The sequence below is a fragment of the Pseudoduganella aquatica genome, assembly GCF_009857595.1.
GTDB classification, from domain to species: domain Bacteria; phylum Pseudomonadota; class Gammaproteobacteria; order Burkholderiales; family Burkholderiaceae_D; genus Rugamonas; species Rugamonas aquatica_A.
Window position 1 is genome coordinate 170,513 of record NZ_WWCU01000003.1, and the last position, 24,067, is coordinate 194,579.

Annotated in this window: 17 protein-coding genes and 1 tRNA gene; 7 read left to right on the plus strand and 11 right to left on the minus strand. The window is 61.1% G+C overall.

The features are described 5' to 3' along the window. Nucleotides 1-6: 6 nt before the first annotated feature. Together GTP77_RS04365 and GTP77_RS04370 are read right to left on the minus strand one after the other, a co-directional pair. On the minus strand, nt 7-498 hold the full coding sequence (locus tag GTP77_RS04365; protein WP_161070953.1) for a PIN domain-containing protein: 492 nt from the start codon (nt 496-498) through the stop codon (nt 7-9). Beyond that, nucleotides 495-1,562 (minus strand): helix-turn-helix domain-containing protein, encoded by a 1,068-nt coding sequence (locus GTP77_RS04370; protein ID WP_161070954.1) that lies wholly within the window; start codon nt 1,560-1,562, stop codon nt 495-497. The genes GTP77_RS04365 and GTP77_RS04370 overlap by 4 nt, the downstream gene beginning before the upstream one ends. Before the next feature lie 612 nt (nt 1,563-2,174). On the opposite strand from GTP77_RS04370, the gene GTP77_RS04375 reads away from it, so the two are divergent. Together GTP77_RS04375 and GTP77_RS04380 are read left to right on the plus strand one after the other, a co-directional pair. Then, nucleotides 2,175-2,717, plus strand: a complete 543-nt coding sequence (locus tag GTP77_RS04375; RefSeq protein WP_161070955.1) for a hypothetical protein — start codon at nt 2,175-2,177, stop codon at nt 2,715-2,717. Between the two features lie 188 nt (nt 2,718-2,905). After that, nucleotides 2,906-3,286: a hypothetical protein gene (locus tag GTP77_RS04380; protein ID WP_161070956.1), complete on the plus strand. Its 381-nt coding sequence runs from the start codon at nt 2,906-2,908 to the stop codon at nt 3,284-3,286. Between the two features lie 63 nt (nt 3,287-3,349). Here the strand turns inward: GTP77_RS04380 and GTP77_RS04385 are convergent. Next, nucleotides 3,350-3,423, minus strand: a tRNA-Gly gene (locus GTP77_RS04385). A gap of 173 nt (nt 3,424-3,596) precedes the next feature. Between GTP77_RS04385 and GTP77_RS04390 the strand changes: the two genes are divergently transcribed. Further along, nucleotides 3,597-4,364: a hypothetical protein gene (locus GTP77_RS04390; protein ID WP_161070957.1), complete on the plus strand. Its 768-nt coding sequence runs from the start codon at nt 3,597-3,599 to the stop codon at nt 4,362-4,364. Between the two features lie 567 nt (nt 4,365-4,931). Then, nucleotides 4,932-6,497 carry a hypothetical protein gene (locus GTP77_RS04395; protein ID WP_161070958.1) on the plus strand — a complete coding sequence of 522 codons (1,566 nt, stop codon included), beginning with the start codon at nt 4,932-4,934 and terminating at the stop codon, nt 6,495-6,497. A gap of 803 nt (nt 6,498-7,300) precedes the next feature. Here GTP77_RS04395 and GTP77_RS04400 read toward each other — a convergent pair. Beyond that, nucleotides 7,301-8,467, minus strand: a complete 1,167-nt coding sequence (locus tag GTP77_RS04400) for an alpha/beta fold hydrolase (RefSeq protein WP_229202078.1) — start codon at nt 8,465-8,467, stop codon at nt 7,301-7,303. On the opposite strand from GTP77_RS04400, the gene GTP77_RS04405 reads away from it, so the two are divergent. Beyond that, nucleotides 8,433-9,710, plus strand: a complete 1,278-nt coding sequence (locus GTP77_RS04405) for a M28 family peptidase (protein WP_187358602.1) — start codon at nt 8,433-8,435, stop codon at nt 9,708-9,710. The genes GTP77_RS04400 and GTP77_RS04405 overlap by 35 nt on opposite strands. 139 nt (nt 9,711-9,849) lie before the next feature. Next, nucleotides 9,850-11,514, plus strand: a complete 1,665-nt coding sequence (locus tag GTP77_RS04410; protein WP_161070959.1) for a methyl-accepting chemotaxis protein — start codon at nt 9,850-9,852, stop codon at nt 11,512-11,514. Nucleotides 11,515-11,549: 35 nt separating this feature from the next. On the opposite strand, the gene GTP77_RS04415 is transcribed toward GTP77_RS04410, so the two are convergent. The 3 genes from GTP77_RS04415 to GTP77_RS04425 all read right to left on the minus strand — a co-directional run bounded on the left by GTP77_RS04415 (nt 11,550) and on the right by GTP77_RS04425 (nt 15,014). Beyond that, complete coding sequence (locus tag GTP77_RS04415) at nt 11,550-12,455, minus strand: LysR family transcriptional regulator (protein WP_161070960.1); 906 nt, start codon at nt 12,453-12,455, stop codon at nt 11,550-11,552. Nucleotides 12,456-12,457: 2 nt separating this feature from the next. After that, nucleotides 12,458-13,912, minus strand: coding sequence for a zinc-binding metallopeptidase family protein (locus tag GTP77_RS04420; protein ID WP_161070961.1), 1,455 nt, complete (start codon nt 13,910-13,912; stop codon nt 12,458-12,460). 91 nt (nt 13,913-14,003) lie between these two features. Then, on the minus strand, nt 14,004-15,014 hold the full coding sequence (locus GTP77_RS04425; protein WP_161070962.1) for a TraB/GumN family protein: 1,011 nt from the start codon (nt 15,012-15,014) through the stop codon (nt 14,004-14,006). 81 nt (nt 15,015-15,095) lie between these two features. Here GTP77_RS04425 and GTP77_RS04430 point away from each other — a divergent pair, with 81 nt between their 5' ends. Then, on the plus strand, nt 15,096-16,286 hold the full coding sequence (locus tag GTP77_RS04430) for a dienelactone hydrolase family protein (RefSeq protein ID WP_161070963.1): 1,191 nt from the start codon (nt 15,096-15,098) through the stop codon (nt 16,284-16,286). A gap of 82 nt (nt 16,287-16,368) precedes the next feature. On the opposite strand, the gene GTP77_RS04435 is transcribed toward GTP77_RS04430, so the two are convergent. Genes GTP77_RS04435 through GTP77_RS04450 form a run of 4 tightly spaced genes read right to left on the minus strand, consistent with a single transcriptional unit; the run spans nt 16,369 to nt 23,849 of the window. Next, entirely contained in the window at nt 16,369-17,796 is a 1,428-nt protein-coding gene (locus GTP77_RS04435; protein ID WP_161070964.1) for a flagellin N-terminal helical domain-containing protein, read from the minus strand. Between the two features lie 59 nt (nt 17,797-17,855). Continuing rightward, nucleotides 17,856-19,496 carry a tetratricopeptide repeat protein gene (locus GTP77_RS04440; protein WP_161070965.1) on the minus strand — a complete coding sequence of 547 codons (1,641 nt, stop codon included), beginning with the start codon at nt 19,494-19,496 and terminating at the stop codon, nt 17,856-17,858. Between the two features lie 16 nt (nt 19,497-19,512). After that, the gene (locus GTP77_RS04445) at nt 19,513-21,747 is read right to left on the minus strand and encodes a putative bifunctional diguanylate cyclase/phosphodiesterase (RefSeq protein WP_161070966.1); all 2,235 of its coding nucleotides are present in this window, start codon (nt 21,745-21,747) and stop codon (nt 19,513-19,515) included. Further along, nucleotides 21,747-23,849, minus strand: coding sequence for an HDOD domain-containing protein (locus GTP77_RS04450; RefSeq protein ID WP_161071113.1), 2,103 nt, complete (start codon nt 23,847-23,849; stop codon nt 21,747-21,749). The genes GTP77_RS04445 and GTP77_RS04450 overlap by 1 nt, the downstream gene beginning before the upstream one ends. Nucleotides 23,850-24,067: the final 218 nt, after the last annotated feature.

A 24,067-nucleotide genomic window follows, 5' to 3' on the forward strand; every position in this document is an offset into this window, starting at 1 on the left:
GATCTCTTACGTAGCGCTCCATGCTTGCAAGCGCATTGCACACTCGGCTTTAGGCAGCCTTGCATTTGCTGCCAACATGGCCGTGAGGCTCACATGCGCCTGATGGGGTGATATCAGATCAAACTCAACCAACTGATCAAGCAACCACAACGCACCGTGCACCTGCAAGCCATCTTTTTCCGCCTGCTTCCGCAGTTGGCCATCGCCCGTCAGCAACGGAAAACCGGTCTGCTTTGCCAAGTGGTAGCAAGAGACATCGGCTAAAGAGCTATTGTTGTGCAAAGCCTTTAATGCTGTCAGCCCCACAATGGAGACCTCGTCCAATTCAACAACCTGCAGGCCGCGAGCGACCAGATCGCCATGGTCAAAGTCGTTTAGTTCATTCAGCACGAAGTCCGTGCAGCACAATGAAAACGGAAGCGTGAACAACGCTTCCAGCAGCCCAGCGTGGCGAAAATCAATCCAGATATTCGTATCGCTGATGTAGACGGCGTTCATCCGAGCACTTGCGCTCCGTAGCCTTTGGCATCAAGCGCACTGATAGGTAGCTGAAGGAATTCAGCTGCTCTTGATAGCGTGAAGAATTCTTCTGCCAGGCCTCGGTACACCAGCGATTCAAACCGTCTTGGGCGTTCGGCTTCCAGCGCTTCCGGTTCGTTCTTCCGCCAGCCGTTTGCGTTGATCGTAATCACCAAGGCTCTATATCCTGCCTCGCTCAACAAGCCGAGGTCTTTCATGCGATAGATCGCGACTTGCATCGAAACGCCGTACAGCGCTTTCGCATTCAGCAATTCCTGCGGATGTACTCTCGAGCGCTGAACATCGCCGAACTCAGCACGAACCTGAGCGGCGGGGAACAAAAAGGCCCCCGCAAAGCGATGGCAGCAACGCTCCTTGGTTTTTTCAGGCATGGATGACGGTAGATCCATCACCCAGTGGCCCAACTCATGCGCCGCAGTAAAACGCATTCTTTCGCCTGGACGCGACGCATTCAAGGAGATGAGCACATGCTGCTCATCATCGGTAGCAGCGCACGCCCCATCAAAATCGTCCGCGCCGTCCAGGAGCACAATTTTGAATCCATTGTTCTCTAGCAAATCGACAAGGTTGGCTATTGCATCCCCTCCGACTCGCCACTCTTGCCTCAGCTGCTCCGCAGCCTGCTCTGCCTCCTCCACCGAAGTGACGAGGATGGATTGAGCAGACGTGACCCCAATCTTGAGCGAACCGCCGAAACAGTCCTCCAGCGAAATGTACCGTTCCAAATGATCGCGCATCTGCTCGCGGACTTGCTCCTGACGGTATTTAGGCATTTTCGCCAATTTTCTGAACTCCAGCGGAGCAAGAGCGAATGACTCCTGCCGGAAGAAGTATTCCGGCTTCACCTCCAATGCCTTGGCCAGTTTCAGAAGCCTTGCCGAGTTCGGCGCACTTTGCCCGCTTTCAAACTTGCTCAGCGCCTGTTTGCTGATGTCGCCCATCCGCCCAGCAACAGCTTCCAAGCTGAGCCCTCGCGACACACGCGCCCGACGAATTCGTTCGTTGATTTTTGCTTGGCTCATGGTTGACAAATTACATAAACTATAACTATTTGTCAACCAACCTGATACGCGGGTTCGGGACGAACCATGACAAACTCCACGCTGCGGCAATACCTTGAGGATTGCAAAGCAATCTGCGCCAACCGGCGAAGGATTTTTTGAATGAGCGAAATGGGAAGGGATGGAGTAAGAAGTGGTTGCAAGGTGGAGAAGCTACTGGAAAGCGCATTTTTAGCCCATGGAGCTGGTGAAGAGGATCGAACCCTCGTTGTAAGCTTGGGAAGCAGTACAACTAAGGCAGAAAATATACGCGTCACAAGGCAGTTCCAACTCCCCAATCGTTGAGTTTTTACGTCGAACCCATGCGCTGGGAGCGACCAAATTTATACGATTTAAGAGGGGGTGTTTGGGACCAACATTGCATCCCCTCAATAATGTTAATTTAATATTTCAGCATGAGACGGCATGCTCAATTATCGTCTTGTTACCTGGAGTTCCGCCTTGTACACCGCAAGAATTACTGTGACAATACATTGACGATCAAAGCGTTGTGCTTTCCCCGGTTTAGCTTTAACACAAAACAACCACTTGTCCGATCCTGCTTCATTGCAAGCGTCCTACAAAGGAGTACGAATGAACAAAGATTCCCAGCAACGCATAGACAATCGCCAAGACGCAGATATCACGGCTAGTTGGATGGCACACGCCGACATGGAAAGTGCGCTGGACAAGTGCGACCGCATCCTTAAAACTCTGCCTCCGGTTGCGGCCCCTCACTTTGAAGCTGCAATTACCCTACTAGCAATTAACCTCAACGATGCTCTTCAGAAAGCCAGTACTGACGGCAAACGGATAACGTTCTCTGACAATATTGATGCAGAAGCAAAAGTAGCGGATGTAACGGAATTAATATCGAAATTTAGAAATGCTGCGTGCCACATATTCAGCCCTTTGACGAAAGTTGACGGTGGAAAGTTCCGCTTCATCGTCATAGGTGGGAAAGCGATTGGGGCAATAAGCATTTCTTCTTGGGATTTTGGCTCGGATTTTGAAGATGATGTTGCAATTTATTTTGGTCGCTTCCGCGTATACCTCGTTCGTCACATTCAACGTGCTGTAGATGAACTCAATTCGGCATACCCAAGGCACAGATGGTCAGATGCCACAGCTCCATAGGCGCATGGCAGAGGATACACCGGCCTGCCGAACACGTACGAGGGCATCAGGGGCATTCACTGAGCAAGCGGACTGTGTACGTGACTGACGCCATGTTCGAGGCCATCTACGCCCAAGCCACGGCACCGCTGTGAGACGGTATAGACCTTGCCTATCTGAATGGCCAGCGCCCCGCCGACCCGCTGCGCATGACGGAACACGACATCATCTACGACCACCTGATCGTGACGCAGGCGAAGACCCAGCAGCCACCACGCAACATCATTGCCCACAAGCTGGAGGCGCTGATCGACCGCATCGGCGCGCACAAGGCGACGCACAAGATCGTCGCCGGCACGCTACTGACCAACACGAACGGCAAGCGGATGACAGCGGCCGCGCTGCTGCCGCAAAGGCGAACACAACGCTCAAGGCGGCAATCGAGAGCTTCCAGTTCTACGACCTCAGGACGAAAGTGGCTGACGACATCAGCGACCTGCGCGGCGAGCGACCTGCTGGGCTACGGCAGCACCAAGACGACGCAGCGCTACTACCTGCGCCGAGGCAAGATCGTAGGGTCTACAAAGTGATTGTAGGGAGGAAACTGGATTTTGGGGAGATAGGCGGATCAAAAAATTATCCGTTTTCTTTTATGGAGCGGGTGAAGGGGATCGAACCCTCGTCGTAAGCTTGGGAAGCTTCTGCTCTACCATTGAGCTACACCCGCATGCCACGCATTCTACGCGGCTTTGCTCGCTGTTGGCAAATCCGCAAGCTGGACAGTGTGATGGGAAATGTGATGGCCACTTTCACCCAGGTGTGATGGCCGCACAGCCAATCGAGTAAGCACTTATGCTAGGCTGTCCTCAACCGTACAGCCAAGTTCAAATCTTCTACCACATGCCCCCATACAGCCGCCGACGTAGCCTGCGTCCTCATTCGCGCGTTTCCCTCCCATCAGTAACCCGATTTCGTACACTGGACACGTGGCTACAACGTCTTAGTGCCCTTGCTCAAGTAGGACTCGCGCTCTTCACGATCGCCACTATCTATACGACAGTCATTCCGCTCTATCAGAAGGCCGTTCTTGATGAAGCAATCGCAAAAAAAGAAATCGAACTGAAGACAGCTACTGCGGCGTTGGAAACCAAGTACATCAAACTGCGGCAATTTGCTGTCCGTGACTACGTTCAGTTTACTGTGCCAGGCTGCGTAGGGATGCTACGCAAGATACCTGAGAACGCAGATGAGCCTATACCGCCTGACACAACGCTAACCTTGAATATCAAGCAGTGTATTGTTAGCGCGGAGTCAACGATAAGGTCACTGAGTGAACTTCGGCAAGAAGATCGCACATTCTTCCGTGAGCAACTCGTTTTACTGGGAGATCGTTTAGCCCAACGACAACGCGATGCAAAGATATCGGTAGCAAGTGCTCGTCTCGACGTCAACGATGCCAATATAGATCAGCTGGCTGCCAAGCGCGTGTTCGAAAGCCGTCTCAGTCGAGTGCTGGAGCGAATGGCAACGCCACAGCAGCTTGCCGAAGCTAAAAGACGATCCGCCACTGCGGAGTTGGAGTATGAACGCACCGACACCTATCGAAAGCAGGTATCGGATGAAATGTTTGGACTGTTGAAGTTAAACTGGCCAGAGTCCAAGCAATAGCTCCCCCCTGCCGCAACGCGCCATATTGCACTGCATCTCGCAATACATTTGGTTTGGCGCTCACAGTGCCGCGATGAAATACGCTCGACCTTTGGAACGCATTAGACTATGCTAAGGCTTCGTCCACATAGCTCATTTTTAAGATGATTTCACGCAAAATCTTTCTTACAGTTTTCACTTTTTTCATGGCCATCTCCGCATCTGCATCAGTGAACAAAGGCGATGATTGCAATAAGCACCCCGAAACTGATGCTACAAATATATCAATTAATGGGAAAATAAGCATTAATGGATTATGGAAAATTGCAGACGGAGAAGTTAATGGGAGCTTTACTACGAGTGAAAAAAGACTTTTAGCTAGCTTGCCAGATTAAAACAAAACAAGAGTTCTTCTTGCCTTAATGGCATTGAACTGCCGTACCATGCACACAAAGCCTAACATCAGATCAACATCAAAAATCTGTTGATAAATTCACCGACAAAATCATGAGAGCCTTGCACTCTTCTGAGCGAACAAACCCGCCTAGTATTTTTTGATGATGCTAATTTTTTATTCGAGGTTTTAAATTGAGTGATGATGTAACTAGTTCTTCGGATAATCCCATATCTGTTTATGATTTATTTTTGAAGAGAAAAGAAAAGGCAATTCGGAAAATTAGATGGAGACTTCGTTGCCATTTTCCTAATTCTGAATTTCTTATTAGCAGGGGAGACCGCGAATATCGCATTCAATCAGATATGGAAGATAATCAAAAGATTAGGCTTCCTGACGAGGAAAAGCTGGATGTGATGGCGGTATGGGGAGCTGAATTATTTGGCCCTTCGGAAATAGAATCACTTTATGCAAATTTTTCTCGCCTTGGCTGGGACGTTCCCAGAATTGGCAGCGATCGTGATGGAGTTGTTCACTGGATTAGGGAACAGCGGATGTATGGATCGGTTGGAAATTACAATGTTGGCATTGTTTCAAGGAAAGGTGAGAATCGATTTCTTGGCGTACGTTATTTTGCTCCGATGCCAGAAGATGTGGAAAACTTGTCGGTTGGTGTTTATCAGTTGTCACCATCCCTAACATGCGTCCTTGTTGGTTTTTTTCTTACTGAACATGCTGGAGCCAGATATAAGCGTGAATTGGACTTAGATAGAAAGACAATTCATAGAACAGAGTGGGCGCGAGGCGCCATCGCCTCGTATGGCGTTGAGCACCTAAAAATTGAGGCAATTGAAAATACCAGAATGCTTCAACGGAGCATGGTTACCACTTGGTTTGAACAGCAACTGCCTGGTTTTTTCTCCAACGCAAAAGATGGAAATCGATTGCCAACCGCTGAAATTTTATTAACTGAAGTTGAAACGTGTTTTCCTGCCAACAGAGCGGATTCACATCAAAGAGAGAAGAAATGGAGGCGGCTGATTGCGAGAATTAGCCCAATGAATGTATGGACAAGTGAGGAATGTCAGGGACTTCAGCTTGTAATGGATGAGTTATCCGGTGATGCTCGCTATCACCTCATTATGGCACTTCGAGGAATTGATGTTCCTGATGAAAAACTTGAATATCGTGGAGGGCGGAATCGTAGATCTCTGGCTACATATTGTGAGGACTATCTTTCAGGTGCTTTAGTTTACTACGCGAGTATTGCATTCCTCCGTGAAGGGGAGCGTACTGTTAAGTTGACACGAGAGAGGTTGAGAGAGGCTGGCAATGATGAGGGAATCGTAAGGACGCTTGAAAATATTAAGTACTATTTTACAGAATCCATTGGCCTCCCAACTATTGCAAGCGAGCTGAAAAATGGAGCGAAGAAAACAGGTTGGTATCGCCACTGGTGCGAGAATTTCACAATGGAAAGCTGGCGGGATGGTGATGATAAATACTCTCTCCCCGAAGTGCTTCGCTCTAGAACTAAAGTATTGGCAAGCAGATTTATTAAAGAAGAAGCAGCTTCACGTGAACAATTTGAGCAGATTTCCTCGATTTTGAACACTCAGGAAAGCGTGAAAACTCAAAAGCGCATGGAGCGACTTACTTGGGGAGCGTTAATTCTAGCTTTTTCCTCTTTAATTGCTGCACTACCAGTCGACGATTTGAGTAAGAAATTAAAATCGGTTGTAGAGCAAGTAGTTAAATGAAGTAGGGAAATTTTTAATCGTTACAGAAATAACTACGTATAAAATTAGACGCACTGGACGGCATGAAAAATTCGCATGAGCATGCGGACCATCGCCTTATCGTTCAACACGAGGCCAAGAACACGGCTTGGATTTGAATCTCGACTTCGCCGTTTGTGGTGAGCACATCACGTTGCTAAAAAATTCTGATGACACTGTTCATTAACCTAGTATTGCGCTTGGAATTTGAAATCACCTCTTTTAAAATTCTTTTAGTATTTTCGTCACACCAACCTTCCAACCAGTAAATAATCTTCTAGCCAGTAAAATTCACGTTTCCCCTATAAGGGAGCGACTTTATTTCTAGAAAATTTGTACAGAACTCCACTGATACATTTGAACTGAGTTCTTTGGCTTGGGCGAGACCGGTGCTGTCGGGAATTTTAGATGCAAGAGACCTCGAACTACTCAACATATTTTGCTACAAGTGCGGGTTCGATAAAGGGTGCCGTTCGATCTGATCGATGAAAACAAAAACAGCCAGATATTCCGACCAGTCATCACACCGCAGTAGCAGCTTTTTCGACTAGATGTGGGGTCGAAAATGTGATGGCATCTAACTTGTTGATTAAAGTGGAGTTTTGGTGAGATCGCATAATAATGCGCTTGAAACCCGCATGAACAGTGGGTTTCAACAAGGCAGCGGGGCTTGGGAAGCTTCTGCTCTACCATTGAGCTACACCCGCATGCCGTGCATTCTACGCGGCTTGGCGCAGTTGGCAAATCCGCAAGCGGTCCGGTGTGATGAGATGCAGTCGCTGCGGTTACCTTACTGCTTTATCCAGGGTTTGCACTATCGCCTGCTGAAATTTTTCCGGCTCGTCGTGATGGATCTGATGGCCTGAATTTTCAAATGCGAACAGCCCCTTCTTGGGCGCCTGCAAAATCTCGAAGTACTCTTTCGTGATTCTGGTGGACGTCTGGATGTCGTTCTTGCCTACGAAAAAATAGACCGGGCAATCGACCTGCTTCAAGGTCCGGGGCAAGTCGACGGCCATGACCTGGTTCCACACCGGCGACCAGACTTTGGACCACTGCAGGAAGCCGTTTCTGAACTCGTTGCTGGTCACGTACTTTTTGCCTTCCTTGTAGAACAGCCATTTCCTCAAGTAAAACAAGTCTTCATCAGCTTTAAACGGGATGTTGACGCTGGCCAGCTCTTTGCTCGCATCGGCGTTGTCCGCAAAAGTCACCTTCAGCACTTGCAGCAATTCCTGCTCGCTTGCCAGCTGGCTGACCACGGGGTTCACCGCAAAATACGCATGCAGGAGACCAGGGTGTTTACGGACGATGTCAAATCCTAGAACGTTGCCCCAGGAGCTGCCCAGCAGGTAGATCTTTTCCTGCTTCAGCTCTTTTCGGACAAACTCGATCACCTCGTAGGTGTCGCTCTCCATCTGCGCCAACGTGGGCTGGGTGGGGGATGGGTTCAGTTTCAAGGTCTTACCGGCGTCCCGCTGATCCCATTGGACAAGGGTGAATCTGTCTTTCAGGATGTTGGTGAAAGCGCTGGAGGTGTTCATCATGGAACTTCCAGGGCCGCCGGACAGAAACAGCAGCACCGGCTTGCTCGTATCGTCCGTCTTGATTTCCACAACTTGCTTGATTCCGCCAATTTCCGGGGTAAGCAATGTAGCCGCGCCTTGCGCCTGGCATGCATGGAATGGAAGTAAGACCGCAAACAGAAATACGGCTACGCTGCTTTTTTTCATCGTGGAATCCCAAATTGACAATCGCTGCATTCTACGCGGCTTCTTGTGCATCATTATCGATTTCGCAATTCCCGCATGCCAGCGCGCAGCGGCGCCATGTAACAGCACCGCTACAATTGTCCCGCCGCTGTGCCGAGAAAATCTGCCATCATCTGCGTCATCGAACCGCATCCAAGGACCTTTGATGACTCCAACGACCTTCTCTAGCGCCGGCAGCATGCTGCTGGCAGTTTCCCTGGCGTTCGCGGCGCCGCTCGCCGGCGCCCAGCAGCAGCCGGCAGCGGCGCCGGCCGACCCAATCGCCCAGCTGGTCGGGCAGCTGGAGCTGGAGAAGTACAAGGCCACCATCAAGAGCCTGACCCGCTTCGGCGACCGGCGCCAGGGCACGGAGCGCAACCGCCAGGCGCTGGACTGGATCGAGGCGCAGCTGAAGTCCTACGGCTGCGGCAACACCGAACGCCTGCAGTACCAGTTCACCGAGCCGGCGGTGCGCGGCAAGCCTGCCGTGCAGTCGGGCGGCGGCGCGGGCGGGCCGCCCGGCCAGGGCGGCAGCACGCTGTTCGGCAAACGCGCGCCCACCGGCGTGAACAACGATCCCCTGCTGCAGCCGGACGAGCGCCTGCGCGCGCTCAACGCCGAGCCCACCCCGCCCGGCACCTCGCTGCGCGAGAACGTCTATTGCACCAAGGTCGGCAGCACCCATCCGGAAGAGATGTATATCGTCAGCGCCCACATGGACGGCATCGGCTTCGGCGAGGCGGCCAATGACGACGGCTCCGGCACCGCGCTGGTGATGGAACTGGCGCGCATCTTCAGTGCGCCCGGCGTGGAGACCGGCCGCTCGATCCGCTTCGTGCTGTGGAATAACGAGGAGACCGGCCTGAACGGCGCAGCGGCCTACGTCGCCCAGCGCCAGCATATGCAGGGAGTGGAGTCGCCCAAGGGTTCGGGCCGCTATCCCGAGCCCAAGTGGCTGGGCATGATCCAGCACGACATGATGCTGTTCGACCACGGCATGCCGGTGCCCAAGCTGGACGCGGCGGGCAAGCCGGTGCTGGACGCCAAGGGCCAGCCGGTGTACGCGCCGCCCAAGGAGCAGCGCGCCGAGGCCGACGTGAATATCGAGTACCAGGCACAGTCCAGGCAGGCGGAGGCATCGGCCAAGCTGGCCTGGGCCTTCCGTGCCGCCAACGACAAGTACGCCAGCCACTACCCGGCCGCCGTCGGCTTCCACATGACCAATACCGACTCAACGCCCTTCATGGATGTGGCGCCGTCGATTTCGCTGCGCGAGAACGAGCGCGGCCAGCAGATCGGCGCGGGTTGGAATCCGCACTGGCACCAGCCCACCGACCTGTACGCCAACTATTCGGACAAGGATTTCCTGCTCGGCCTGAACGCGGCGCAAACCACGCTGGCCGGCGTGGCGCAGCTGGCCGGGGTGCAGATCCGCAAGCCCTGAGCCGTCCCCGGGGCGGAGACCGTATTTTATGCGCGACAAATTCGGTGCCATCCGCCCCGGATCATGCATTTTGGAAATAAGTTTATAGCTAAATCAGGTAGTATTCCTGCCACCTTTTAACTTGATGCACAGGAATGCCATGCGCAGCACATCCCAAGCGGACGCCCGCGAAACCGTCCTCGAAGACGGCAAGCCCATCGTCACCACCACCGACCTGAAGGGTGGCCTGACTTACGCCAATTCCACCTTCATCGACGCCAGCGGCTACGCGGGCGAGGAACTGGCCGGGCGCGCGCAGAATTCGCTCTACCATGCCGACATGCCGCCCGAGGTGGACGCCGACATGTGGCGCACGGTGCTGTCCGGCCAGCCTTGGCGCGGCCTGGTCAAGTACGCCCGCAAGGACGGCGGCTACTTCTGGTGCATCGCCAACGCCACGCCCGTCATCGAGAAGAACAAGACCACCGGCTTCATGTCGGTGTGCACCAAGCCCAAGCGCGAGCAGATCCAGGAAGCCGAACAGCTGTACCGCACCGTGCGGGGCGGCAATCCGGACGGCGTGCGCATCGTGCGCGGCGCCGCCGCCCCGCGCGGCTGGCGCAAGGTCCGCAACGCGCTGCGCGACATCACGCTGTCGCAGCGCCTGGCACTGTACTTCGGCGTCATGCTGGTGCTGGCGCTGGCCATGGCGGCCCACAGCTGGTTCCCCTACCGCGATAGCGTGCAGCTCCTGCTGGCGATCCTGATGATAGGCGTGGCCGGATACGGCTGGCGCAATCTGCACGGCGCCGTGGTGGCGCCCATCCAGGCCAGCATCCACGCCACCCGCATCCTGGCCGGCGGCGACCTGACCACCCGCATGGCGGTGGACCGCCACGATGAAATCGGCCAGCTGCAAGCTTTTATCCGCCAGCTGAACCTGAACCTGGCGTCCATCCTGGTCGACATACGCGGCAACTTCGCGCTCACCCGCAGCACCACCACCCAGGTGCGCAGCGCAAATGCCGACCTGTCGGCGCGCACCGAGGCGCAGGCGTCCAACCTGGAGCAGACTTCCGCCCACATGGGCCAGATCACCGGCACCGTAAGCCAGACCGCCGACAACGTCACCACCGCCAGCGGCGTGGCCAGCGAAGCAACCGCGCTGGCCGAGCGCACCGGCGTGGCCGTGGCGCAGGTGGTGACGGCGATGAACGACATCAGCGCCTCGTCGCGCCAGATCGTGGACATCATCAGCCTGATCGACGGCATCGCCTTCCAGACCAACATCCTGTCGCTCAACGCGGCGGTGGAAGCGGCGCGCGCCGGCGAGAGCGGACGCGGTTTCGCCGTGGTGGCCAGCGAGGTGCGCAACCTGGCGCAGCGCAGCGCGGCGGCGGCCAAGGACATCAAGGCCCTGATCGACGCTTCGGCCGGCAAGATCGCCGCCGGCGCAGGCATGGCCAGCACCGCCGGGCAGGATATGGACGCGGTGATCGCGGCCATCGGCCAGGTGGCGGCCATCATGGGAGAAATCAGCGGCTCCACGCGCGAGCAGACCAACGGCGTGAGCCAGGTGAAAGACGCCATCATGCAGCTGGACGAGGTCACGCGCCAGAACGCGCAGATGGTGGAGGAAGCTTCGCACGCCACCGGCGTGCTGGACCTGCAGGCGCAGGCCGTGGCCAAGGCGCTGGAGGTGTTCAAGCTGCCGCCGCAGGCGGGCGCGAAGGACAAGGCGCAGGTCAGCCTGGTGCACAGCGCGCCGCGCAAAGCCCCATCGGCGCAGGGACGCGGCGTGGCCGTGCAGGCCCGCCGCGCATAAGGCCAACCGGAGCCTGGACCGCCCCGCTGCAGGCACTAGGGGCGGACCTGCTGCCCGAGCAGCGCGCGGGCAGCCTCCTCGAACAGCTTGACGACGGCGCCGCCGGCGAACGGCGACGGCTCGCTGCTCAGCGTCAGCAGATACATCCCGATAGGCAGCGCGGGTTCCAGCATCCGCGCCTGGATGCGCGCGTTGGGCGCGGCCGCCGTCACCGGGTCCACGACGGCGTAGCCGTGGCCCGCCTCCACCATGGCCGACGCCATGTGGGCCGAATGCACCACGGTGAGAAATTGCTGCTCGTGGCCGCACAGCGCCAGGCAGCGCGCCACCTGCGAGCCCACCGGGGAACTTTCATCGAAACCAATCAGCTGGTCCGGCAGCGCGGCGATAGGCAGCGGCTTGGCGCATTCGGCCGCGCTCCAGGTGCCTGCGGGAGCGATCACCATCAGCGCGCTGCTGGCCAGCAGGCGTGCCGAGATGGAAGGATGGCCGGGGTCGTTCAGCGTCAGGCCCACCTGGGCCGTGCGCAGCAGCAGCGACTCCACCACGCCCTGGGTCTGCGTGGAACTGAGGCGCAGGCGCAGCGCCGGGAATTGCCGGCGCAGATGGCCGCACAGCACCGGCGCGAAGTTGAGCGCCATGGTGGCGGTGGCGGCGATGTCCAGCGCGGCCAGTTCCGGCGTGCGCAGATTGGCGGCCAGACGCTGTATCTTCTGCAGGCCGTGGTTCAGCATATCGGTTTCCACGAACAGGCGCTGCGCGTCGTCGGTTGCCACCAGGCGCCCGCCCACGCGCTGGAACAGCGCCACGCCCAGGCTGCGCTCCACGCTTTGCAGCAGCTTGGTGGCGGCCGGCTGCGAAATCGACAAGGCCTTGGCCGCCGCGCTGATCGAGCCGTGCTGCATCACGGCCTGGAAGATCTCAATATGGCGCAAACGCATGCTTAGCGCGCCGCGTAGAAGGCCTTCATGAAGCGGTAGAAGTTCCACACGTCCACCTTGCTGGACATCTCGAACGTGGAGTGCATGCTAATCAGCGGCACGCCCATGTCGATCACTTCCATTTCCTGCTGCGACATGAAGCGGCCTATGGTGCCGCCGGTGCCCACGTCCACCTTGGGCGTGTGGGTCTGCCATGGAATCGACGCCTGGTCCAGGATGGCGCGGATCCTGGCGGTGTATTCCGAGTTGGCGTCGAAGCCGCCGCCGTAGCGCTTGATGGTCACGCCGAAACCGATCTTGGCCGCGTTGGTGGCCTCGGTCGCTTCGGGGAACAGCGGCGAAATGCCGTCGTTGGTGTCGGCGCTCACCACTTGCGCGTGGCGCAGCGCGGTGCGCAGGTCAAGCTCGCTGTACTGCGCGCCCTTCTGGCCGCCGACCAGGCGCGCATACGCCGTGTTGAGCAGCTGCGACGATGCACCGGTGTTGTTGACCGAACCCACTTCCTCGAAGTTGGACAGGTAGGCAATCGCGGTCTGCGCCGGCGTGCCTTCCAGGTCCATCAGGGCGCGCAGCGCGCAGTAGGTGCTCAGGCGGTCGTCCTGGCCGTGCGAGCCCACCAGGCCGCGATCCAGGCCCACGTCGCGCGGCTGCGTGGCCGGCACCAGGTGCAGGTCGGCGCTGACGAAGTCTTCTTCCGTGATGCGGTATTTGTCTTTCAGCGCGCGCAGCACTTCGGCCACTACCGAGGATTTCTCGCCGGGGATGCTGCCGGCCACGGGGTCGAGTTCCTCGCCCTTGAATACTTCGGTGTAGCTGCGGTTGCGCAGGTCCTTGTCGGCGTGGGGCGCGGCGTCGCCGATGACGAACACCGGGTCGGCCGGGTTGAAGCCGATGGAGACCGGAATGGTGCGGCCGTCGGTGGTGTCGATGCGGCCGGTCAGCGCCAGCGGCACATTGGCCCACTGGTACTTCTTGATGCCGCCGTAGTACACGGTGTTGAACAGCGCCAGGCCGTCGCGCGCGGCGCCGTTCACGGGGCGCGCCTTGAGCGCGATGTGCGGGCTGTCGTGGTGGGTGCCCACCACGTGCGAGCCGGCCACCAGCGGCTGCTGGCCGATCACGGCCAGGATCACGGCGCGGTCGCGCGCCGGCAGGAACAGGCGCGCGCCCGGCTTCACCTGCTCGGGGCGGGTCAGCTCGGTGAAGCCGGCGGCCTTGGCCAGGCGGATCGCTTCGGCGGTGGCGGTGTAGGGGCTGCGCGCCACGGCAAGGTATTCCTTGTACTGCTCGGCAAAGCGGAACACTTCATCGCGCTGGCCGCCTTGCAGCGCCAGCCAGGACGACTTCTTGCCCGCCCAGACGCTGGCCGGAGCAGCATTATCCTGAGCCTGCGCCGGCGCGCCCGCGCATGCCCACGCCGCCATCACCATGAAGGCCAGCTTGCCGTATTGTTTCATTCACATCCCCTTGTCTTTATTCTTAAGCGGCGCCGTTGCCGCTAAAGGCGCTATGCTAAGGCGATGCCGCCGCGTTGGCAATCCTGGCGTATTAATCCGGGTTTTCCACGGTGTAGCCCTTGGCCTTCAGCGCGGCCAGGTAGCCGTCCGGCTTGAGTATGTCGGACAGGCGCAGCGTGGCGAAGCTGCTGGTATTGGCGGCCAGCGCTTTTTCGGCGGCGCCCACCCAGGAGGCCAGGATGCGCTCCTTCACGTTCTGGAAACCGGGCCTGTCCTTGGTGAATTCGGCGTTGCGCATGGCGTCGCCGCATTCGGTTTCCTGGTCCGGGTAGCTCAGTTTCTGGATCGCTTCCAGGTCGCCCTTGGCCCAGGCGTTGGCGCGCACGCGCATGGCGTCGATGTCGCTTTCCAGGCGCTCCAGCGTCTTGGCGAAGCAGGTGGCGTCGGCCAGCTGCGACTTCTTGAAATCCTTGATCAGTTTGGACGGTTCGTCCAGCGGCAGTTCGATGCCGGTGCCGGTGACCTTGATCTTGTGCTGCTTGACGATGCCGTCGATCTTGCGGTGCACCTCGTAGCCCTTGGACAGGCCGGCCTGCTGCATGCCTGCGGTGAACAGGGTCTCGGCGGCGAAGATGGGGCGCTCGCGTTCAATGCCGTCGTTGTCGCCGATGTATTTGGCTTTCAGCGGCAGCCAGCGCGCGTACACGTCGGCGGGCAGCACATCCTTCAGCGTGGCGCCGTCCGGATTTTTCTTCGCGCCGATCAGGTGGGGCAGCGAGGGCAGCAAGGCCAGGCCGCGGAAGAAACCCACCGAGACGGAGGCGCCCGGCGGCGCCAGGTATTCCTGCGACTGGGCCAGGATGGTTTCCACCTGCTGCGAACGCCATTCCATTTTCTGCGGCAGCGGCGAGTAGGTGCCGAACACCCACAGCACGTGGCCGTCCTTGCTCACCTTCCACAGGCCCGGTCCGGGCTTCTGACCCACCACCAGGATTTTCTCCGGCACCGGCGCAGCGTCTTCCGGCGCCGACGGTTCGGCTTGAGCCCAAGCGGAGGCCAAAGGCAAAAACAGGCTCAGCGCCGGGAAAACGCGTTTCAGCATGGCAGGCATCCTTTCAATGTGAGATCCTCAAGGTTACTATTCTTGTATTTGTTGCGTGGCAATTTTTCAGGATGTTACAAAATGCCTAAACTCTTCCGCAAAATCGGTCCTGCGCTGCTGGCAGGCTTGCTGACGCTGCCCGCCGGCGCGCAGGATTACCAGCGCGCCGGCGTGGCCGACAATATGCCGGTGTTCCAGCAGGCGCTCAAAGCCAGGCTGACCTTCCCCATGGCCTGGACGCCCCAGGTCAAGGACTTGCCGGCCTGGCGCAGCGCCGGCCGCGCCAAGCTGTGGGAGCTGACCTTGCAGGCGCCCGACACCACGCCTTTCCAGCCGCAGGTGATCGCCGAAATCGACCGGGGCAGCTATGTGGCGCGCCAGGTGGTGTTCAACCTGAGCGCGGACAGCCGCGTGCGCGCGCTGCTGCTGGTGCCGAAAGCCGCCGGCCGCCATCCCGCCGCGCTGATGCTGCACGACCACGGCGGCAAGTTCGACATCGGCAAGGAAAAAGCCATCCAGCCCTGGGGCGATACCGCGCTGGACGCGGCGCGCCTGGCCTCCTCGCAAGCTTGGGCCGACAAGCACTTCTCCGGCCGCTATCCGGGCGACGCGCTGGCAAAGCGCGGCTACGTGGTGCTGGCGGTGGACGCGCTGGGCTGGGGCGACCGGGGCCAGCTGACGGGCGACACGCAGCAGGCGCTGGCCGCCAACGCCTTCAACCTGGGCAGCTCGCTGGCCGGCATCATGGCGCTGGAGGACACGCGCGCGGCGGCCTTCCTGGCCTCGCTGCCGGAGGTGGATGCGCGCAAGGTAGCCGCCGTCGGCTTCTCCATGGGCGCCTTCCGCGCCTGGCAGGTGGCGGCGCTGTCGGACGATGTGAAGGCGGTGGTGGCGGCCAACTGGATGGCCACCACCGAAGGCCTGATGGTGCCGGGGAATAACCAGCTGCGCGGCAGTTCGGCATTCAATATGCTGCACCCCGGGCTGCTGCGGCACATGGACTACCCGGACGTGGCCAGCCTGGCGGCGCCCAAGCCGGCGCTGTTTTTCGCGGGCGCCGAGGACAGGCTGTTCCCGGCCGCGTCGGTGCAAACGGCTTACGGCAAGATGGCCAAGGTGTGGCGGGCCTGGGGCGCGCAGGACAAGTTCGACGCGCGCCTGCTGCCCGGCGGCCACGTCTTCCCGCAAGCGGAGCAGGACGCAGCCTACGACTGGCTGGAGCGCCAGTTTGCGCAAACGCCGGCAGACGGCGGGTTACGCGCTCCGCGCTAACCCGCCCTACGAATGTTGCGGAGGCGCTGCAAACGCGTAGGGCGGGTTAGGCGCCAGCCGTAACCCGCCAATGAGCCGCCACTCAACGCAGCAGCGCCAGCACCTGCGACGGGCTGCTGTGCGCCTGGGCGATCATGGCCATGCCGGCCTGCTGCAAAATCTGGTTGCGCGTGAGCTGCATGGTCTCGCTGGCGTAGTCCGTGTCCAGGATCCGCGAACGCGCGGCGGCCTGGTTGATGGCGCCGCCCTGCAAATCCTGCTGGCTGGCCGTGAGCCGGTTCTCGGTGGCCCCCAGCTTGGCGCGCAGCGCGTTGATGTCGTCCAGCTTGCCGTCCAGGTAATCCAGCGCCGCCGTCGCCGCCGCCGCAGTGCTCACGTCCACCGGCGGATCGCCCGAACTCACCGCCCGCTTCACGATCACGGTCTGCCCCGTGTCCTGCGGCGCGACCAGGCCCGCCCCAAACCCCGCCGCCCCCGGGCTCTTCCCGCCCACCAGCAAGCCTTTCGCGTCATGCGCGGCCACGCCGGTGATGGTGACCTCCTTCCGCAAGCTCGCATTGCCCAGCCCCAGCGAGGCGCCGGTGAAGCTGATGTCCGCGCCGTCCGCCGCCGTCAGCGTCAGCGTGCCGCCGCTGGCCGAGGCGCTCACGCCCGCTCCCGCCCCGCTGATGGCCGCCGCCGCGCTGGCGGCGAAGGCGCTGGCCGTGGCGCCGTTGATGGCGCCTATGGGCACGCCGTTGATCTCCATGGCGCCCGCCGCAATCCCCCCGCCCCCGCCCACCGTGCCGGTCAGCGTGGTGGCGGCGGTGGCGTTCAGCCCCGGCACGGCGGCCAGGTTGATGGCGGCGGCCACCGCATAGGCGCTGATACGCGAACGCCCCGTCCCCACTCCGTCCACGGTGGCGCCCACCGGCTGGCCGTTGAGCGTCAGGTCGCCCGCCCCCAGGCCGCCGGTCACATTGCCCACCGCGTTCAGCTGCAGCACCGGCACCTCGGCCGGGCGGACCATGGTCAGCCCCACCGGCAGCACCGCCGGCAGCGCCAGCGACAACGCCTGCCCGGCGTGCGCGCCGACCTGCAGCTGCTCGCGGAAATTGCCGTCCAATAGCTTGTGGCCGTTGAAAGTGGACTGGTCCAGGATCTGGTAATTGGCCTTCATCAGCGTATCGACCTCGCCCTGCAAGGCTTGGCGGTCGCCGATGCCGTAGGTGCCGTTGGCCGCCTGCACCGCCAGCTCGCGGATGCGCTGGAAATTCTCGCTGACCTGCCCGGCCGCTCCTTGCGCCACCTGCAACATTGATATGCTGTCATTGGCGTTCTGCGCGGCGCGCTGCATGCCCCGGATGGTGGCCGTCATGCGCTGCGTGATGGCCAGGCCCGCCGCGTCGTCCTTCGCCGAGTTCACCCGCTGCCCGCTGGAGAGCCGCTCCATGCTGCCGCCCACGGCCGACGCCGCGCGCTGCAGGCTATGCTGCGCGTTCAGTGAGGCCAGATTGGAGTTGATTTGCATGATCGATGGGTAGACGGTTCTCCATCGGGTTAACGGCATTGAGCCGATGCAACTTTAGTTCAGGCGGGCAGCAGGGCGGGCAGTGTGGGCAGCGCCGGCAGCGATTCGGCGCGTTCGCGCAGCAGCGCCAGCTGGGGCGGGTCCATGCGCCCGGCGGCGCTTTGCAGATAGCGAGCGGCGCCGCTTACGCCGCCGCGTTCGGCCATGGTCAGCCACAGCCAGGCTTGCGCCATGTCCGCCGCCACGCCCTGGCCGCTGAAATACATCAGCCCCACATTGAACTGGGCGCGCGCATGACCCTGGGCCGCGGCTTTCTGGTACCAGGCCAGCGCCTCGCCGTAGTCGCGCAGCTGGCCGTGGCCGGTGTCGTAGCGCAGCGCCAGCGCGAACTGGGCCAGCGCGTGGCCCTGCTCGGCCGCCTTGCGGTACCACAGGCCGGCCTGCACGCTGTCCGGCGCCGGGCTGTCGTCGCTGTCGAGCAGCTGGCCCAGGCTGTATTGCGCGGCGGCGTAGTCCTGCTCGGCCGCCTTGCGGTACCAGGCGATGGCCTTGCGGCCGTCCTGCGGCACGCCGCGCCCGGTTTCATAGCGCAGGCCGAGGTCGAACTGCGCGCGCAGATGGCCCTGGTCGGCCGCCTTGCGGTACCAGAACACGGCTTCCTGCGCGTCCTGCACCACGCCGTGGCCGTTGTCGTACAGCAGACCCAGGTGGTATTGCGCGGCCGGATAGCCCTGCTCGGCCGCCATGCGGTACCAGTGCTGCGCCTGTTCGTGGTCCTGCTCCACGCCCTGGCCGTGGTCATAGCGCAGGCCCAGGTTGTTCTGCGCGGCCGCGTGGCCCAGCGCGGCGGCCTTGCGGTACCAGTGCAGCGCCTTCTGCTCGTCGCGCGGCACGCCGCCGCTGCCGTCGTCGTAGATCAGGCCGAGATTGAACTGGGAGCTGGCGTGGTCCTGCTCGGCGGCGCAGCGGTACCACTGGATGGCCTGCTGGCAGTCCTGCGGCACGCCGTCGCCCTTGTCGTAGCGCAGCGCCAGGTTGAACTGGGCCGGCGCATAGCCCTGGTTGGCCGCCTTGCGGTACCAGGACATGGCCTGGTGCGCGTCCTTGGCCACGCCCTGCCCGTTGTCGTAGCGCAGGCCGAGGTTGAACTGCGCGCGCGCATAGCCCTGCTCGGCCGCCTTGCGGTACCAGGCGATGGCCTGCTTGAAGTCCTGCGGCACGCCCTTGCCGGTGTCGTACATCATGCCCAGGTTGTTCTGCGCGCCGGCGTCGCCCTGCTCGGCCGCCTTGCTGAACCAGTGCATGGCCTGCTGCGTGTCCTGCTGCAAGCCCTGGCCCTTGGCGTACATCCAGCCCAGGTTGTACTGCGCCGCCGCATAGCCCTGCTCGGCCGACAGCTGGTACCAGCGCGCCGCTTCCGCCAGGTCCTGCTTCAGGCCCTGGCCTTTCTGGCACATCACGCCCAGGTTGTACTGCGCGTGTTCCAGGCCGGCGGTGGCGGCCTGGCGGTACCAGGCCACGGCCAGCTCGTAGCTCTGCGCCACGCCCTGCCCGTTGAAGTACATAAAGCCCAGGCTGTGCTGGGCATTGGCCACGCCGCGCTCGGCCAGGTCTTTGATGCGCAGGAATTCGGCGGTGTAGTTCTCCGGCCCCGGACCGGCAGCCGGCGCGTGCGCTTCGGATGCGGAGAATTTCTGCATGGCCGGTTCCGCCGCGTCAGGCCTGGAAGGCCGCCAGCACGGGCGGCGCCAGTTCGGTGCGCAGATGCTCCGGCGCCTGCTGCTGCAGCACGCCGATAAAGCTGGTCAGCGAAATCGGGCGATGGTACAGATAGCCCTGCATGGTGCTGCAGCCGTTGGCCTGCAGGTAGCGCGCCTGGATCTCGGTCTCCACGCCTTCCGCCACCAGGTGCAGGCCCAGGCCGCGCGCGATCGAGATAATGGCCAGGATCACCGGATAGTGGCCCTGCTCGTCGTGGATCTCCTTGACGAAGCTCTGGTCGATCTTGATGGTGTGGATGGGGAAGCGGTGCAGATAGGACAGCGACGAGTAGCCGGTGCCGAAATCATCGATCGCCACGGACACGCCCAGCTGGCACAGCTTGTTCAGCTGCTCGATGGCGTACAGCGGATTGCGGATGCAGATGTTCTCGGTGATCTCCACCTCGATCTGCGCCGGCGAAATGCCGTAGCGCGTGAGCGCGCCGCGCATCTTCTCGAAGAAGTCGCCCCGGTCCAGGTATTGCGGCGACAGGTTCAGCGACAGGCGGATGGCCTCGCCGCCGGCCGCGTTCCACTGCAGCAGGTCGCGGCACAGCGCGCCCAGCATCCAGTCCGAGATCGGCAGCATCAGGCCGTTCTCTTCGGCGAAGGGCAGGAACTCGCCGGCCGACAGCAGGCCGCGCTGCGGATGGTTCCAGCGCATCAGGCCTTCGGCGCCGATGATGCGGCCGGTGGCCACGTCGATCTGCGGCTGGTAGTACATTTCCAGTTCGTTCTGCTCCAGCGCGCGGCGCAGCGCCTGCTCCAGCGCGATCTTCTGGTGCGACATGTCCAGCATGGAGTTGTGATAGAAGCTGTGGCCGTTCTTGCCCAGCGCCTTCACCTGATACATGGCGATGTCCGCGTGGCGCAGCAGCTCGTCTATGCTCTCGCCGTCGCTCGGATACACGGCGATGCCGATCGAGGCCGAGATGTGCACCTGGTGGCCGTCCAGGTCGAACGGCTTCTGCAGGCTTTCCAGGAATTTTTCGGCGATCACCTTGGCGTCGGTGCGGTCGCGCAGCTCCGGCAGCACGATGGTGAATTCGTCGCCGCCCTGGCGCGCCAGCGTGTCGCCCTTGCGCAGGCATTCCTTCAGGCGCAGCGCGGCCTGCTGCAGCAGCTCGTCGCCCTTGACGTGGCCCAGCGTGTCGTTGACCAGCTTGAAGCGGTCCAGGTCCACGAACATCACGGCCAGCTCGGTGAGCTTGCGCTTGGCCTGGATCACGGCCAGGCCCAGGCGGTCCTTGAACAGCATGCGGTTCGGCAGGTCGGTCAGGATGTCGTGGTAGGCCTGGTAGGAAATCACTTCCTCGGCGCGCTTGCGGTCGGTGATGTCGCGCGCCACGCCGTAGATGCCGTAGTGCGCCTGCGCGGACTGCTCCGGCAGGTGCACGCCGATGGCGTTCATCGGCATCGTCAGCAGGGTGTTGCTGAAGGTGCGCTCGATGCCGTTACCCTTGCACTTCAGGCGCAGCTCCACGTGGCGCGAGGTGCGCTCGTCCACGCGGCGTTCATTGAACACATAGCGCGCGCGCTCCAGGTCCTCGTCGTGTATCAGCACCGAATAGTGCTTGCCCAGCAGCTCTTCGCGCGTGAAGCCCAGCAGCTGGTAGGCGCGGTCGTTGACGAAGGTGAACTGGCCTTCCTGGTTCAGGGTGTAGATGATGTCCGGCGAGCTATCCACCAGGCTGCGGTACATGCGCTCCGAGGTTTCCAGGCGCTGCGCAATGCGTTCGTTGTCCACCGCCAGGCGGCGCTGCGCCAGCGCGTTTTCCACCGTCTTGAGCAGCTCCTCGCGGCTGTAAGGCTTGCGCAGGTAGTCGTAGGCGCCGCGCTTGAGCGCGCCGATGGCCGCCTCGATGCCGACGTCGCCGCTCATCACGATCACGTCGCTGTCGATGCCGCGCCCGTTCATGAAGTCCATGATCTCGTGGCCGCTCATGTCCGGCAGGCGCAGGTCCAGCAGCACCAGGTCGAACTTCACCTTGGTCAGCTGGGCCAGGGCCTCGCTGCCGCAGGTGGCGGTCACCAGGTGGTAGTCGCGGTCGCGCAGCAGCTCGTACAGGGAGGACAGGAGGCGCGGCTCATCGTCCACCAGCAGCAGCCGGGGACAGAATTCGCTCGCCGTGGAGACTGGGGCGCTTACACTCGTTGCGTCGGTTGCCGGATGCGGGGTTTGCGCGTTCATTATACGGAGTCCATCGCCCGCGCTTGCGCGCCGGCGGTGAGGGTGGTGCTGCCCCGTGCGGGCAGCAGGATTTCAAAAGTGGTGCCGGTCTTGCCGCTGCGGCAGGTGATCATGCCGTTCAGCTTCTTGACCAGGCTGTGGACGATGGACAAGCCCAGCCCGTGGTGCTTGCCTTCCTTGCTGCTGCGTACCGGCGTAAACAAATTGGCCAGCACTTCGGTCGACAGGCCGGGGCCATTGTCGGCGATCACCAGCTCCAGGTAAAGCTTGCGCTCGCGGTTCACATGGCCACGGTTGGCCACTTCGATGCGGCCGCCGTCGGGCAAGGCCTCGACCGCGTTCTTGACCAGGTTGACCAGGATCTGTTTCAGGATGTCGGCGTCGCCGTCGATCTCGGCCGGCTCGTCCTGCATGCGCACCAGGATCTGCACCGAGGCCGGCACGAAGTCGGTGGCGCGGAACAGGCGCAGCACGTCGTCCACCACGCGCGCCACGTCGGTCACGCGGTTGCCCTCGGTGGGCTGCAGGTCGGCCAGGCCGTTGATCAGGGAGCCGACGCGGTCGATCTCCTCGTTCAGGATGGACATCTCGCCCACCACCGGCTCGCGCCGCGCCAGCTTGGTGTCCAGCACCGACAGGTAGTTCTTGATGATGGACAGCGGGTTGTTCACCTCGTGCACCACGCGGCGCGAGGCCTCGCGGTATTCCTCGGCCACGTGGGCAATCTGGCGGCGCGCATGCCCGCGTTCGGAGAGCTGGGTCTCCAGCGCGGCGGCGGCCTGGTTGCCGAAGGCCTGCAGGAAGCGCTCGCGCTTGTGGTAGGAAGGCAGCTGCCAGGCGGCCGCGCCGCCCACCAGCACGCCCAGGCAGCGCTGCCCGGCCACCAGCGGCACGCACACAAAACTCTCGGTGCCGAGGATGCGGAACAGCTGCTCCTCGGAGATGCCGACCGGCGCCGCGCCCTGCCCCGCCTTGCTCAGGTAGGCCACGCGGCGTTCACGCGCGGCGTCCGCCACGGTGCCGCCCTTGGCCAGCGGGATGGAGAATTCGGCCAGGCGCTGCTGCTGCTCGCCGGCCGCCATGCCCACTAGCGCGTGCCCGGTGGGGTTCTCCAGCAGGATCACGGTGTTGTCGAAGTCGAACAGGATGCGCGCCGAGCGCGTCATCGCTTCCAGCATGCCGGTCTCGCCGGTCTGGCGCGCGAAGGTCTGGCCCATTTCGGACACCAGCACCATATTGCGCACTTCCTCGGACAGGCGCTGCTGCACCGGGTCCACCGGCGGCGGCGGCGCGTAGGCGGTGGGCGCGACGATGTCGTCCGCCCCGGCCAGCTCGATGCCCAGATAGGCTGCCGATTTCTCCACCTGGCGCGCGGCCGCGTGGCAGATCACGTGCAGCGCGTCGCTGTCGATGGCGCACAGGCCGGCGGCCGCTTCGATGGCCTCGTCCTCGTCTTCGTGGCAGCACAGCAGGTGCGCCAGGCGCACGATGCGTATCAGGGGATGGGCCGCTTCCAGGCGCGCCACCGGCTCGTGGTGGTACAGCACGGAATCGGCCAGGAAGGAGTCCAGGTTCCAGCGCTCGATCAGCCAGGCGCCCGCTTCGGAGTGCGTGATCTGCAGCGTGCGCTGCTCCACGGCGCACAGGTCCTCGTCGTCGCGCGCGGTGAAGTTGAAGGCGTATTCCTTGGGCGCGGTGGCCAGCAGCGCCAGGCGGCCCACGTTGTGCAGCAGGCCGGCCAGATAGGCCTCCTCCACGTGCGGGTAGTCGAGCTGCTTGGCGATGTCGCGCGCGATGACGGCGGTGGTGAGCGAACCTTTCCAGAAGCTGCGCAGATCGGTGCTGCCGGAATGCGGGAAGCTGTTAAAGGTCTGGAACACGGATTCGCTGATCACCAGCGTCTTGATCATGTCGGTGCCGAGCGACACCAGCGACTGCTCCAGCCCCACGGCGCGGTTGTTGCGGTGGTAGGCGGAGCTGTTGGCGACCGACAGGATTTTGCTGGTCATGCCGGCATCCTTGGCGATCAGGGCGGCCAACTCCGGCATGCCGGCGTCGTCGGCCTGCAAGTGCTCTATCAACTTGATGAGTATCTGCGGCATGGCCGGCAGACGGGCAATCAGCAAGCGATTGCGAATATCATGGTCTGATTGATGCATCGTATCAAGCATTGCCGCCAAGGAACTTCGTCGAGGAGTGGACGGCGCTCAACGGCAAGGCGCGCCCGCATTAATATTTAAACCAACTGTCGTAAAACAAGGCACCAAAAAAAGTGATAGTAGCATAAACAACTAAGATAACTTATCGGCAAGATAAATTT

Excerpts from the sequence above, each read along its gene's own strand:
- GTP77_RS04440 (WP_161070965.1), bottom strand. The coding sequence starts at position 19,496 with ATGCAGAAATTCTCCGCATCCGAAGCGCACGCGCCGGCTGCCGGTCCG.
- GTP77_RS04380 (WP_161070956.1), top strand. The coding sequence starts at position 2,906 with ATGACGGAACACGACATCATCTACGACCACCTGATCGTGACGCAGGCG.
- GTP77_RS04450 (WP_161071113.1), bottom strand. The coding sequence starts at position 23,849 with ATGCCGCAGATACTCATCAAGTTGATAGAGCACTTGCAGGCCGACGAC.
- GTP77_RS04425 (WP_161070962.1), bottom strand. The coding sequence starts at position 15,014 with ATGCTGAAACGCGTTTTCCCGGCGCTGAGCCTGTTTTTGCCTTTGGCC.
- GTP77_RS04390 (WP_161070957.1), top strand. The coding sequence starts at position 3,597 with ATGCCCCCATACAGCCGCCGACGTAGCCTGCGTCCTCATTCGCGCGTT.
- GTP77_RS04445 (WP_161070966.1), bottom strand. The coding sequence starts at position 21,747 with ATGAACGCGCAAACCCCGCATCCGGCAACCGACGCAACGAGTGTAAGC.
- GTP77_RS04375 (WP_161070955.1), top strand. The coding sequence starts at position 2,175 with ATGAACAAAGATTCCCAGCAACGCATAGACAATCGCCAAGACGCAGAT.
- GTP77_RS04405 (WP_187358602.1), top strand. The coding sequence starts at position 8,433 with ATGACTCCAACGACCTTCTCTAGCGCCGGCAGCATGCTGCTGGCAGTT.
- GTP77_RS04435 (WP_161070964.1), bottom strand. The coding sequence starts at position 17,796 with ATGCAAATCAACTCCAATCTGGCCTCACTGAACGCGCAGCATAGCCTG.
- GTP77_RS04430 (WP_161070963.1), top strand. The coding sequence starts at position 15,096 with ATGCCTAAACTCTTCCGCAAAATCGGTCCTGCGCTGCTGGCAGGCTTG.
- GTP77_RS04415 (WP_161070960.1), bottom strand. The coding sequence starts at position 12,455 with ATGCGTTTGCGCCATATTGAGATCTTCCAGGCCGTGATGCAGCACGGC.
- GTP77_RS04365 (WP_161070953.1), bottom strand. The coding sequence starts at position 498 with ATGAACGCCGTCTACATCAGCGATACGAATATCTGGATTGATTTTCGC.
- GTP77_RS04370 (WP_161070954.1), bottom strand. The coding sequence starts at position 1,562 with ATGAGCCAAGCAAAAATCAACGAACGAATTCGTCGGGCGCGTGTGTCG.
- GTP77_RS04400 (WP_229202078.1), bottom strand. The coding sequence starts at position 8,467 with ATGCTGCCGGCGCTAGAGAAGGTCGTTGGAGTCATCAAAGGTCCTTGG.
- GTP77_RS04410 (WP_161070959.1), top strand. The coding sequence starts at position 9,850 with ATGCGCAGCACATCCCAAGCGGACGCCCGCGAAACCGTCCTCGAAGAC.
- GTP77_RS04420 (WP_161070961.1), bottom strand. The coding sequence starts at position 13,912 with ATGAAACAATACGGCAAGCTGGCCTTCATGGTGATGGCGGCGTGGGCA.